Annotated in this window: 8 protein-coding genes; 5 read left to right on the top strand and 3 right to left on the bottom strand. The window is 56.8% G+C overall.

Annotated features, from left to right (window positions below; genetic code table 11):
• Positions 1-12: 12 nt before the first annotated feature.
• On the bottom strand, positions 13-1,200 hold the full coding sequence (gene tyrS, locus VV869_RS15820) for a tyrosine--tRNA ligase (RefSeq protein ID WP_337735888.1): 1,188 nt from the start codon (positions 1,198-1,200) through the stop codon (positions 13-15).
• Between the two features lie 129 nt (positions 1,201-1,329).
• Here tyrS and VV869_RS15815 point away from each other — a divergent pair, with 129 nt between their 5' ends.
• On the top strand, positions 1,330-2,649 hold the full coding sequence (locus VV869_RS15815; RefSeq protein WP_337735887.1) for a peptidoglycan DD-metalloendopeptidase family protein: 1,320 nt from the start codon (positions 1,330-1,332) through the stop codon (positions 2,647-2,649).
• Between the two features lie 284 nt (positions 2,650-2,933).
• Here the strand turns inward: VV869_RS15815 and erpA are convergent, their stop codons facing one another.
• Together erpA and clcA are read right to left on the bottom strand one after the other, a co-directional pair.
• Positions 2,934-3,275 (bottom strand): iron-sulfur cluster insertion protein ErpA, encoded by a 342-nt coding sequence (erpA, locus tag VV869_RS15810; protein ID WP_261600936.1) that lies wholly within the window; start codon positions 3,273-3,275, stop codon positions 2,934-2,936.
• Between the two features lie 60 nt (positions 3,276-3,335).
• Positions 3,336-4,739 carry a H(+)/Cl(-) exchange transporter ClcA gene (gene clcA, locus VV869_RS15805; RefSeq protein WP_337735886.1) on the bottom strand — a complete coding sequence of 468 codons (1,404 nt, stop codon included), beginning with the start codon at positions 4,737-4,739 and terminating at the stop codon, positions 3,336-3,338.
• Between the two features lie 249 nt (positions 4,740-4,988).
• On the opposite strand from clcA, the gene hemL reads away from it, so the two are divergent.
• From hemL to VV869_RS15785, 4 genes are all read left to right on the top strand, one after another.
• The gene (gene hemL / locus VV869_RS15800) at positions 4,989-6,284 is read left to right on the top strand and encodes a glutamate-1-semialdehyde 2,1-aminomutase (RefSeq protein WP_337735885.1); all 1,296 of its coding nucleotides are present in this window, start codon (positions 4,989-4,991) and stop codon (positions 6,282-6,284) included.
• Between the two features lie 322 nt (positions 6,285-6,606).
• Positions 6,607-7,656 (top strand): AI-2E family transporter, encoded by a 1,050-nt coding sequence (locus tag VV869_RS15795; protein ID WP_443147331.1) that lies wholly within the window; start codon positions 6,607-6,609, stop codon positions 7,654-7,656.
• Positions 7,657-7,791: 135 nt separating this feature from the next.
• Complete coding sequence (gene rsmC / locus VV869_RS15790) at positions 7,792-8,811, top strand: 16S rRNA (guanine(1207)-N(2))-methyltransferase RsmC (protein WP_337735883.1); 1,020 nt, start codon at positions 7,792-7,794, stop codon at positions 8,809-8,811.
• Positions 8,812-9,136: 325 nt separating this feature from the next.
• Positions 9,137-12,532 (top strand): hybrid sensor histidine kinase/response regulator, encoded by a 3,396-nt coding sequence (locus VV869_RS15785; protein ID WP_337735882.1) that lies wholly within the window; start codon positions 9,137-9,139, stop codon positions 12,530-12,532.
• Positions 12,533-13,027: the final 495 nt, after the last annotated feature.

Genomic DNA, 13,027 nt, shown 5'->3' with positions numbered 1-13,027 from the left:
ATATGGGCTGAATTACTTCAGGGTCACCCGGGCAAATTTACGTTTACCGACCTGGTACACGGCAGTCCCTGCCGCCGGAACCAGCTTGGTATCTTCAATTTTATCGCCGTCCATCTTGGCTGCGCCCTGACGAATCATGCGCATCGCATCCGATGTTGAGTTCACCAGACCCGCTTCTTTCAGCAGGTTCGTAATGGCCATCCCGGCTTCGAATTCGAACTCCGCCATCTCATCGGGCATCGCGCCTTTCTGGAAACGGTTGATGAATTCCTGCTCCGCGGCATCAGCCTCCGCCTCAGAGTGGAAGCGGGCAATAATTTCTTTGGCCAGCAGGATCTTGATATCACGCGGATTCTTCCCATTGGCAATATCAGTTTTGAACTGGTCGATTTCTTCCAGCGGGCGGAAAGACAGCAGCTCGTAGTAGTTCCACATCAGATCGTCAGAAATCGACATGATCTTACCGAACATTTCGCTTGGTGACTCCGCAATCCCGATGTAGTTGTTCGCCGACTTGGACATTTTCTTCACGCCGTCCAGGCCTACCAACAGCGGCAGCGTCAGCACAACCTGCGGCTTCTGACCATTGGCTTTTTGCAGCTCACGGCCCATCAACAGGTTGAATTTCTGGTCGGTCCCGCCCAGCTCAACATCAGTTTCCATCGCAACCGAGTCATAGCCCTGCAGCAGCGGATACATAAACTCGTGAATCGCAATCGGACGGCCTTCGTTGTAACGCTTTTTGAAGTCGTCACGTTCCAGCATCCGCGCAACCGTCTGGTTGGCCGCCAGGCGGATCATCCCTTCAGCGCCCAAGTCAGACAGCCAGCTCGAGTTAAATTCAATCTTGGTTTTTGCCGGATCCAGGATCTTAAACACCTGCTCTTTGTACGTTTCTGCATTACGCAGCACGTCTTCGCGAGTCAGCGGTGGGCGCGTGGTGTTTTTCCCGGTCGGATCACCAACCATCCCGGTGAAATCACCAATCAGGAAGGTCACATCGTGGCCCAGCTCCTGAAATGTACGCAGCTTATTAAGAATCACCGTATGGCCAAGGTGAATATCCGGAGCCGTTGGGTCAGCACCCAGTTTAATACGTAATGGACGGTTCTCTTTTAACTTGGCAATCAGCTCTTCTTCCGGAATCAGTTCATCGACACCGCGCTTGATCTCAGCTAGGGCTTTTTCAATGCTGGCCATTCTTGTTCGCTCCCACAGAATTGGCAAAAAAGTGATAATTGACCATCTTACTTGAATAGAGATGTTTTTTGAAACCAGTTAAACTTGCTGTTGTCTTATTTTTCCCTTTTCGTAAAAAAATAACAATTCATGCTAGTATCGAAACTTCGCCGTCTGCCAAGGATGCACCAGATTCTGATCACCGCGCTGAGCGCGCTGGTGGTCGTGCTGCTCCTGGTTCCGGGCACAGAACACCAAGGCCATCCGGAGCGAAAGTTTGAAGTGGGCAAACTTTACCCGCTCGATATCGATGTCAACGCCAACCAACTCCGACCGATGGCGGAAGATGAAAAGCCGGTGGTGCCGGAGTTAAAGTGGAAAAATCACACCGTCAAATCCGGTGAAAGCCTGGCCGTCGTGTTCGACCAGGTCGGCCTCTCCCCCCGCGCCCTGTTTCAGGTCGTCAATGCCGATGAAGGCACCAAAACCCTGTCCCACCTGCGTCCCGGCGACGTTCTCAAATTCGGCTTTGATGAAAATAATCAATTGGTTCAGCTCCTTCAGCCGAAAAACGCGACCGAGACGCTGGTGATCACCCGAGCCGGAGACAGTTACCACTCCCGCACCGAGAGCAAAGCCATCGACATCCGGGTCAACTTCGCCCAGGCCATCATTACGTCCAGTTTCTGGAATGCCGCCGAGCAGGCTGGCCTGACCCCGAACCAGATTATGGAGCTGGCCGGGATATTCGGCTGGGACGTCGACTTTGCCCTGGATATCCGTCAAGGCGACAGCTTCTCGGTACTATTTGAAGAGCAGTTTGTCGAAGGCGAGCTGATCGGCCGCGGCAACATCCTGGCCGCCACCTTCACCAACCTGGGGGAAACCTTTACCGCCGTACGCAGTAAAGACGGTAACTACTACGACGCCGACGGCCGTGCTATGCGTAAAGCCTTCCTGCGCTCCCCGATCAACTTCCGCTATGTCAGCTCCAATTTCAACCCGAGCCGCCTGCACCCGGTGACCGGGAAAGTGAAAGCGCACCGGGGCACCGACTATGTCGCGCCGGTAGGCACCCCAATTTGGGCCGCCGGGGACGGCGTGGTCATGAAGTCCGGCTATAACAAGTTTAACGGCAACTACGTGTTCATTCGCCACAGCTCGACCTATATCACCAAATACCTGCACATGACCAAGCGCAAGGTCAAAACCGGTGAGCGGGTCAAGCAAGGACAAACCGTCGGCACCCTGGGCGGCACCGGCCGCGTCACCGGCCCGCACCTACATTATGAGTTTCTGGTGAACGGAGTGCACAAGAACCCGCGTACTGTCCAGCTGCCGGAAGCGCAGTCGCTGAAAGGGGCCGAGCGCACCCAATTTAAGAAGTTTGCTGCCGAGCGGCTGGGACAGCTCTCCCAGTTCAGCCAGTTCCTGGCCGATAACAGCACACTGGTCACCAACCGTAGTTAAGCACTGCGGCAGGACGCGCAAAAAAAAACCGTCACCTGTAAAGGGGACGGTTTTTTATGTTCGCCAGCGCAGCCGGAGCCGGGCTCGCCATATCTTAGTACTGCATTGCACCTTGGTATGACACTGGCACCTTGGTACTGCATAAGAACCTTGGTACTACACTGGAACCTTGGTACTACATTGGAACCTTGGTACTAGATTGGCGCCTCGGTATGACATCAGTACCTTGGTATGACAAACGACTCCGGCATGACTGGCTGAAAAGCACGACATGCCGAAAAGCATTACACGCTGAAAGACGCGCCGCAGCCACACGTGGTGGTGGCATTCGGGTTGTCGATGAAAAAGCGCGAACCTTCCAGACCTTCAGTGTAATCGACGGTTCCGCCGATCAGGTACTGCAGGCTCATTGGGTCGACTACCAGGGTTACACCACTGTTCTCGATGGTGGTGTCGCCTTCATTCACTTTTTCATCGAACGTGAAGCCATACTGGAAACCGCTACATCCGCCACCTGTGATGTACACACGCAGTTTCAGTTCCGGGTTTTCTTCCTCGGCGATTAGCGCTTTGACTTTATTCGCTGCAACATCAGAAAAATTCAGCGGCAAATTGGCATCGCTCATTAAAAACCTCTCAAACAGATACGGGAGTTAACCTGATTATCTAATACCTGACTGATGCGTTCAAGTATTGACCACCGTGTGCCCGTCCCTTTGCGCGATTTTTTCCTGCGCCATCTTGCGGTGCAGTAGTTGCGAGTAGATCGGCCGTCCCCCGAGCACCTGGGCCAGCATGGTCGCCCCTAAGGTGGTAATAATCAGCGGCAAGATCAAATGGTAGTTGTTGGTCATCTCTATCACCAGCAGGATCCCGGTGATCGGCGCCCGTACCGTCGCGGCAAACAGCGCCCCCATCCCGGCAATCGCAAACATCCCCGGCTCCAGCGCCAAATCCGGAAAACACTGCTGGGCCAATACGCCGAACGCGGTCCCGAACAGGGTCCCGAGCGCCAGCATCGGGGCAAAAATTCCTCCCGGCGCACCCGAGCCAAAGCACAACAGGGTGGTCACCACCCGGCCGAGAAACAGCAGTAGCAACAGGTGCATGCTGTAATCCCCCCGGGTGGCACTCGGGATCAGGGCAATCCCGCCCCCGGTCAGTTCCGGCAAATACAGCAGCATCAGACCAAAACAACCGCCCAGCAGGCTGCCAATCACGACAGGACGGCCGCGTCGCCCGCGGTAGAGCCGGTTAAACCCGTCCTGCGCCAGCGTCACCAGGCGATTGAACACCACGCCGAAGATCCCGAACGCCATGCCGAGCAGTAAAAACAGCCACAACGCATTCAGCTCCGGCGCGGCATACTGCGGCATGGTGATCACCGCAGCCTGTCCCTGGAGGCTGCGAAACACAATATTGGCCACGACGGCAGAGATCAGCACGCATTTAATTGAGATCAGGCTGTAGCGGAACTGGGGCCGCATCTCTTCGACCACAAACATGATCCCCGCCAGCGGAGCATTGAATGCCGCTGCCAATCCACCGGCGGCCCCGGCGGCCAGCAGGGCATGCTGGCCTTCATGATCTTTGAGCCGGAACAGATCGGCCACCATCCGGCCAAGGTTACCCCCCATCTGCACCGACGGGCCTTCCCGGCCCAGCACCATGCCCGAGCCCAGCGCCCCTAATCCGCCGATAAACTTCACCGGCAGCACCCGCCACCAGCGCACCGGCCGAATATCATCCATCGCACCTTCAATTTCAGGGATCCCCGAACCGGCAGCCTCCGGCGCGAACCGCTGCACCAGCCAGTAGCCGACCCATGCCAAGGCGGCGCTGATCAAAAATGCTGCCAGCCACAGCGGCAGAGTACTGCTGAGCACATCCCGCAACCAAGCCGTGCGCTGGCCCGATACCCAGTGGACGGCAATCTCAAACAGAGTCGCCATCAAGCCAGCAGCCAGCCCCACCAACGCAGAAAGAAACAGCACAGAAACCGGGGTTTTATCGCGCGCAAGAAAGCGCCGCACCAGCCCGCTGGGCTGCAGGGGTTCGGGCACCGAAGCGCTTTGGGTGTTATCAGTCATGAATCAGCCGTTATGTTGCACAGGTTGCCCGGACAGGGCAGCAGGAAGGGATCAACGTATCGCAAAAGAATATCCGAGCCGGTCACAGTTTCACATCATCAATGTTGCAAACTAGCTTTCCATTTGTACTGGCATCCGGCCCAACGTCTTAGCGGCTCACAATCCGGGAATTCATTCGCCAAGTTCCCGGAAGATTAGGTACAATGCCGGGCATTCAAATCCGATCACAATGGAAAACAGGACAGCACAATGAGCAAGTCAGCAGATCTATTTGCCCAAGCACAAAAGACGATTCCTGGCGGTGTGAACTCTCCCGTCCGCGCCTTTGCCGGTGTCGGCGGCAGCCCGCTATTTATTGAACGCGCCGACGGTGCCTACATCTTTGATGCTGACGGCAAAGCCTATATCGACTATGTCGGCTCATGGGGTCCGATGATCCTGGGTCACAACCATGTCGCGATCCGCGATGCCGTGATCAGCGCGGCCCAGCAGGGCCTGAGCTTCGGCGCGCCGACTGAAATGGAAGTGATCATGGCTGAGCTGGTCTCCAAACTGGTGCCATCGATGGAAATGGTCCGTATGGTCAGCTCCGGGACCGAAGCCACCATGAGCGCCATCCGCCTGGCGCGCGGCTTTACCAACCGCGACAAAATCGTCAAGTTCGAAGGCTGTTACCACGGCCACGCCGACTGCCTGCTGGTCAAAGCCGGCTCCGGCGCCCTGACGCTGGGTCAGCCAAGCTCTCCGGGGGTTCCGGCAGATTTCGCCAAGCACACCCTGACTTGCACTTATAACGATTTAGATTCTGTGCGCGAAGCCTTTGCCGCCCACCCGCAGGACATCGCCTGTATCATCGTTGAACCTGTGGCCGGGAACATGAACTGTATCCCACCGGTCCCGGGCTTCCTGGAAGGCCTGCGCGAGATCTGTGATGAGTTCGGCGCCCTGCTGATCCTGGATGAAGTCATGACCGGCTTCCGTGTCTCTGAAGGCGGCGCGCAAGGCTACTACAACATCAAACCGGATCTGACCACGCTGGGTAAAGTCATTGGCGGCGGTATGCCGGTCGGTGCCTTTGGCGGCCGTCGTGAAGTGATGGAATATGTCGCGCCAACCGGCCCGGTATACCAGGCAGGGACCCTGTCCGGCAACCCGGTTGCCATGGCAGCCGGCCATGCATGTCTGAGCGTGCTGACTCAGGAAGGCAACGAAAAGCGCCTGGCCAATACCACCAAGCGTCTGGCGGACGGCTTCAAGGCCCTGGCAGAGAAACACGGTATTGCCCTGCAAACCAACCAGGTCGGGGCGATGTTCGGCTTCTTCTTTACGGACCAGCCAAGCGTGACCACTTTCAGCGATGTCACCAAGTGCGACATCGAACGCTTCAAGCGCTTCTTTAACCTGATGCTGGAAAAAGGCGTTTACCTGGCACCATCTGCTTATGAAGCCTGCTTTACTTCACTGGCGCACGGCGACAAAGAAATTGACGCCACGCTGGAAGCGGCGGATTACGCGTTTGCCGTCCTGGCCCAAGAAGCGGCCTGATCCACCTCCCGGTTAATCACACCGACAAAACGCCGCCTCCGGGCGGCGTTGTTGTTCACGCCCCGCGCTGACACTACTGCCAGTAGTATATGGCCAGCCCGGCCAGGATCAGCACCACCCACAGCGCCGGATGCACCCGCCGTTTTTTGTTGGTTTTCGATCCGCAATCGCAGCATCCCATCGCCTGCACCTCTCAAAAAGATTTAATTTACAAAAGATTGCCACTCCGAAGCACGAATGCAATCATACAACTGGTTCCGTATTCATAACAGGAAGGATTGCCATCGTGTCTACCCCGTTCAGAGCTGAGTCCCGCCACTGGATGCTCATCGCTGCCCTGGCCCTGGCGGCCTACGCCAGCTATCGGCTGATCGAACCCTATCTCGGCCCTATCGTGATGGCCTTTATTATTTCCCTGCTGTACTACCCGCTGCACACCCGGGTGGAGCGGAAACTGCCGACTCATCCCAATGCCGCCGCGATGCTCTCGTGCACCCTGCTCACGGTGATCATCGTGATCCCGGTGTTGGTCGTCTTTACCTCGATCATCCAGCAAGGCTCGACCTTCTCAAAAGAGAGTTATCAATGGCTGACTTCCGGCGGCGCCAAAGAGGTCTTATCGCACCCGGTGACGGTCAAAGCGCTGGCGCTGATTGAAGAATACTCACCGTTCGAGCCCCTTGATGCCCAGGCCATCCTCCAGAAAGTGGCGGCCGCCGCCTCCAAGTTCGGTGCCCAGTTGCTCAACATCAGTGCCCGTTTGCTGGGCGATGCCACCAACTTCGTCCTCAGCTTCATGCTGATGCTGTTTGTGCTGTTTTTCCTGCTGCGGGATCATAAAAAAATGGTCACGGCGCTGCGCCACGTGATCCCATTGTCGCGCAGCCAGGAAGACGCCGTCCTGAGCGAAGTCGAACAAGTTGCCAAATCAGCGGTACTGGGCTCTTTCCTGACCGCCCTGGCGCAGGGGTTCGCCGGTGGCTTTGCCATGTGGATCGCCGGTTTCCCGGGATTGTTCTGGGGCTCGATGATGGCCTTCGCCTCCTTCATTCCGGTGGTCGGCACTGCCCTGATCTGGCTACCGGCAGCGCTCTATCTGTTGCTGGTCGGCCAGTGGCAGTGGAGCCTGTTCCTGGTGGGCTGGGGCGTCATCGTAGTCGGCTCGATCGACAATTTCCTTCGTCCATTGCTGATGCAGGGCAACTCCGGTATGAACACCCTGTTGATCTTCCTCTCCATCCTCGGCGGCCTGCACCTGTTCGGCCTGATTGGCCTGATCTACGGCCCGGTCATCTTTGCCGTCACCCTGGTACTGTTCAAGCTCTACGAAGTGGAATTTCACGACTTCCTGGCTCACCAGGACAAGCACTGAGCCGGCGAGTCCCCTTACCGCTCAACAATCTGAGCTCTTCAACAGCGCCGCCCGCGGCGCTGTTCATCTTTTATTCCATGATAATTTGTGGAACAATTCGCGCCCTTACCCCAGTTACACAATATTGAGGCCACTATGTCCTATACTGCTGCAAGCCAGGTGGTTGCCCGCCAGCTTGAGTTTTTTGAGAACCGCAACGTGCTTGTGATCGGCGAGCTTGCCGATACCTTCCCGCTTGAACTGACCCAAGTGGCCAGCGCTGTGGCAGTATTTACCACCCACTACGGCTACTACCGCCAGATGCAGCGCCACAGCCAGATCGATGCCTATTTCGGTGCCGAGCTGACTGCCGACATCCAGTGCGACATGGTCCTGATGTACTGGCCCAAAGCCAAGGCTGAAGCCGAGTACCTGCTCACTATGGTGCTGAGCAAATTCGGTCCGGGCACGGAAGTGTGTATCGTGGGCGAGAACCGCAGTGGCGTACGCAGCGCCGAGAAGCTATTCCAGTCGCTGGGCAGCCTGAACAAATATGATTCCGCACGGCGCTGCAGTTTCTACTGGGGCCGTTGTGAAAAGGCACCAGGCGAATTCACCCTGAGTGACTGGTTCCGCAGCTATGATGTCAATGTCGCCGGCACCGCGCTAACCATTCGCTCGCTGCCGGGGGTATTCAGCCACGGCGAGTTTGACCGGGGCTCCGAGCTGCTGCTCGAAACCCTGCCGCCGCTGAGCGGCAAAGTGCTGGACTTCGGCTGTGGTGCCGGGGTCATCGGCGCGGTGATGAAAACCCGCAACCCGGCCATCGACCTGGAGCTGTGTGATGTCAGTGCCCTGGCGATTGAATCAGCCCGCGAAACCTTCCGGGTCAACCAGCTCGAGGCAACCTTTACCCCGACAGACGTCTACGCTGCGCTAAGCGGGCCGTATGATTATCTGATCAGCAACCCGCCGTTCCATGCCGGGCTGAAAACCTTCTATGCCGCGACGGAAACCTTCATCGCCGAAGCGCCGAACTACCTGACGCCGAATGGCCAGATGATTATTGTGGCCAACAGCTTCCTGCGATATCCGCCGCTGATCGAAGCCAGCCTGGGTCACTGCGACACCCTGGCCAGCACCAACAAATTCAATATTTACGCTGCAAAAAAATAATCACGTGGGGCTGAGCTGATACTCAGCCCTCTCATGCCTACCGCTGTAAAAAACGTCATTTATGGCAAAGTTCGGACAAAAACGGCTCATCCCATCGTTAACTTTGTCAAATCTGTGTTACAGAACACGCTTCCTGCGCCACTTCCTTGAACACTCAAAAAAACTCAGTATAACGGGGGGATCTGGCTGTTCTTTCAAGTCGCCCGTGTTCGGCATCCGCGACAAATACGTCAAAACAGCCGCAGATAACCTCAGTTTTGACGAAAGTTGCGACACGTTTCGCGCGCTTCGTCTCGTATCTATCAGGTGAATTTCAGGCACAGGCATGCAGAAAACAGCCCGTTTTAAACGACTTCAGCATACCCTTATGCTGGCCTTTCTCGTTCTCAGTATTACCCCGTTGACCCTGTCAGCTCTCTTTTTCCTCAACTCCCATACCAATGATCTGATCGAGCAAAGCACCAACCATCTGGCCTCGCTGTTGGAAAACAAGCAAAAGCAGCTCAACAGCTACTTTGCCGCCCGCGAGTCTGAAGTCCAGAGCTTCGCCCGCTCAGAGCTGGCCAATGCCAGCGGCGGTCGTTTTTACGGTCTGGTCGGCGCCTATCACCAACTGGGTGATATCGACACCCTGATCAGAGGCGTCGGCAACCGCCGCTATTTTACCGAGACCCTGACCGCCAAAACCGACAACAGCAGCTACAGCGGCAACTATGTCGGCCACGAACGTTACCGGCTGATGTACAAGCGCTATAACTGGGCCTACGCAGAATATCTCAAACGCTCGGACTTTACCGATATCCTCCTGGTCGATCTCGACGGCAACATCGTCTACTCAGCCAGTAATCCGGACCGGTTCAGTCTGAACCTGGCGTCGGACGCCTCGCCATACCCGGCGCTGCACCAGACCTTCACCACCATCCGAGATAAAACCCGCCAGGCCCAGCGTGAGCCAGAGCAAGTACCGGTGGTCTTTACCGACTTCAGCACGGCCAGTGCCGACGGCGAACACGCGGCCTGGTTTGCCGCCCCAATCATCCAGCAGGGCTATCTGCACAGCTATGTCTTCTTCCGGCTCAACAACCAGTCCATCAGTGGGTTGATCACCGACACCGGCACCCACGCCAGCCATGTCCAGACTCTGTTAGTAGGCAGCGATCATCACGCCCGTCTGCCGGGCAGCCCGTCTCAGCCGAGTGACCTGTCGAGCCCGAGTATCGATCAGGCCCTCAATGGCGAGCGCGGTGTAGGCAGCTTTTTAAACTTCAACCAAATCCCGGTGCTCAGCGCATTCGCCCCGGTGGATGTACTGGGCAACACCTGGGCCCTGGTGATTGAACTGCCGGAAGAAGAAGCCTTTGCCCGGGTTCATCAGTTGGAGAAAATCTTTGCCGGGGCGATGCTCACCGCCATCGCGCTGGTGATCATCGCCTCGCACTGGCTGTCGAACTCTATCACCGCCCCGCTGCTGCGCCTGACCTGGGCCGCAGAGCAAGTCTCAGCCGGGGACATGGACCAGACCATCAGCAGTACCGAGCGCGGGGATGAAATCGGCCGCCTGGCCGTGAGTTTTGCCCGCATGCAGCGTTCGATCCGAGAAAAAATCACCCTGATCCGGGAGCAAAATACCGAGCTGGAACATAACCTGCAGGTGATCCGCCAGCAAAATGATGAGCTCCAGACCGCCGATAAACTCAAAGATGAGTTCCTGGCGACCACCTCCCACGAACTGCGCACCCCGCTGCACGGGATGGTCGGGATTGCCGAATCCCTGCTGGCTGGTGCCAGTGGCCCGATCCAACCCGCCCAGCGCCGCCAGCTGGAGATGGTTATCAACAGCGGCCAGCGCCTGACCAACCTGGTCGATGATCTGCTCGACTACCACAAAATGCGTTACGGCGATCTGGATCTCGAGAAGCAAGCAGTCGATCTGGCATCTGCCGTCCGCCTGGTGCTGGAGCTTTCGAGTCACCTGCTCGGCAGCAAGCCGATCCGGATCATCAACCAGATCCCCAATGACTTGCCGCTGGTGCTGGGAGATGAGCAACGGCTCGAACAAGTGCTGTATAATCTGGTCGGCAATGCCATCAAGTACACCTCAGAAGGCAAAATCATCCTGTCCGCCACAGTGCTGGATCACCAGGTCCGGATCCAGGTGATCGACACCGGCCAGGGGATCCCGCCGGAACAACTCGAGCATATCTTCGAGCCGCTGATCCAGGCCAATACCCAATCCGGCCAGTACCGCCAGGGCGCCGGGCTCGGCTTGTCCATCAGTCGCCAGCTCATCGAACTGATGGGCGGTCGGCTCTATGTCAGCAGCCAACCGATGGTCGGGGCAACGTTCAGCTTTACCCTCAATCTCGCCTCGGAAACCGATATCGTCGACAGCCGCCAGGCCAGCGCCGGCAAGCATTTCCAGCTCCCCGCCCTGGAAACGGCCAGCTGCGACAGCCAGGATTTGCCGGAAAACCCGGATGGCGAATTGTTACTGGTCGTCGATGACGAGCCGGTCAACCTGCAGATCCTCAATAATTTCCTGCGCCTGGAAGGCTACCGGGTTCTCACTGCCGACAACGGACGTGAGGCCATGACGCTGGTCGACACCGAACAGCCGGCCCTGATCCTGCTCGACATCATGATGCCGGAAATGTCCGGCTATGAAGTGTGCCACCAGCTGCGGCAACACCATTCGCTCATTGAGCTGCCGATCATCATGCTGTCGGCTCTGGGACAGGTTCAGGATCGGATCAAGGGCTTTGAATCCGGCGCCAACGACTACCTGACCAAGCCATTCAACAAAGAAGAACTCGTCGCCCGCATCCACGCCCACCTTCAGGCCGGGAAGACGGAAATCCAGCGCCAGAAAAATCAGGCGCTGGAGCAGGAAATTCAACGCCGGGAGGCCGTGGAGGCCGGCCTGCTGGAAGCCCAGAGCCGCCTGCTGGGCCTGCTCGAATCAACCCGGGAGGCCATTCTGTGTGTCCGCCAGGACGGTCGGATCCGCTATGCCAACAGTGCTGCCGGGAAACTGCTGCAGCGGGCTCCGGAGCAACTCGAGCGCCATTGCATTGATGATTTTCTGGCGACCCATCTGCCGGAAGAGATCAACACCAACCACCATTACCACGGCCACCTGTTATTCCGCTGCGGCGAGGCCATAACGGGATTTGAAACCGATGTCATTCATCTGCCGGAAAGTTCCGGTCTGCAACGGATGCTGATTATCGATCACCACGGCCCCACAACCCGGCAGCGCATTGAAATGCTGGAAAATGCCATTGAAGTGATCTGCGGCTTTGCCGCCGATGGTGATCGCAGTAACCTGCAGCAACTGCGCGAGCTGGGTGAGGAGTTTACCCATCTGGCCGATCGCCTGGACGGCAAAGAGCAGGAGAAAGCCGAGACCATTCGTGCCCTGCTGGTCGAAACCATGAAGGCCACGCTCCGGTACTGGGAAGATGCGACGCAAAAAACCAAGTTCGAATTGGCTGAAGAAAGCGGTCTGTGGCGAGTCTATCTCGACCGCAGTACGCTGCAGACCCGAACGCTGGACAAATACCTGCACCAGGAAACCCTGCCCAAATCGCCGCGCTGGCGCACTGTGCTGAACACCATCGACTTCGTTCTGGAGCGCTGCCATGGCACGTCGACAACCACTGCAGAGCGCCATCAGCTTGAGCAGATGAAAGAGCAGCTCCAACTGCTCCTGAGCGCCTGATCCGGCCCTCCAACCCCCTACCTATCGTATCCGCAGCCCCCGTTCCCGGGGGCTTTCGCCAAGCCGGAAAACCATTTTTTAAGCCTGATAATTAAGCCGAACCCCCAACGGAACAGCTCCGGGTTTCTCCCCGATAAAGCACAGAAAACCCGCTCAAAAAAAGCACAATCACCGCTAAACCTGCGGCCCAAGCGCGAGAAAGCCGTGTCTGTTTCAGATTCTGAGAAGCCAATCACAACAAATCCCACCATAAAATTTCCGCCGGGAAATAACCTGTCCGAGGTACCATGCGTTACATCACACACCGTATTCAAATCACAAAGAGTTCTTTTATACAAAGGAAATGAAAGATAGTAACCACTCACAAAACACAGCAATCTATCGCACCTCAAATGCGAAGTAGCGCACAGGTGGCACGCCTTACTGATGATACTGACAGTATTTTTTTAACGGATTTGACAGGGAGCCGACTTATTTTAACGTTTTTAACGGGAT

It is taken from the genome of Photobacterium sp. MCCC 1A19761 (genome assembly GCF_037389125.1).
Lineage (GTDB): Bacteria > Pseudomonadota > Gammaproteobacteria > Enterobacterales > Vibrionaceae > Photobacterium.
This window is presented reverse-complemented; position numbering and strand designations above follow the sequence as displayed.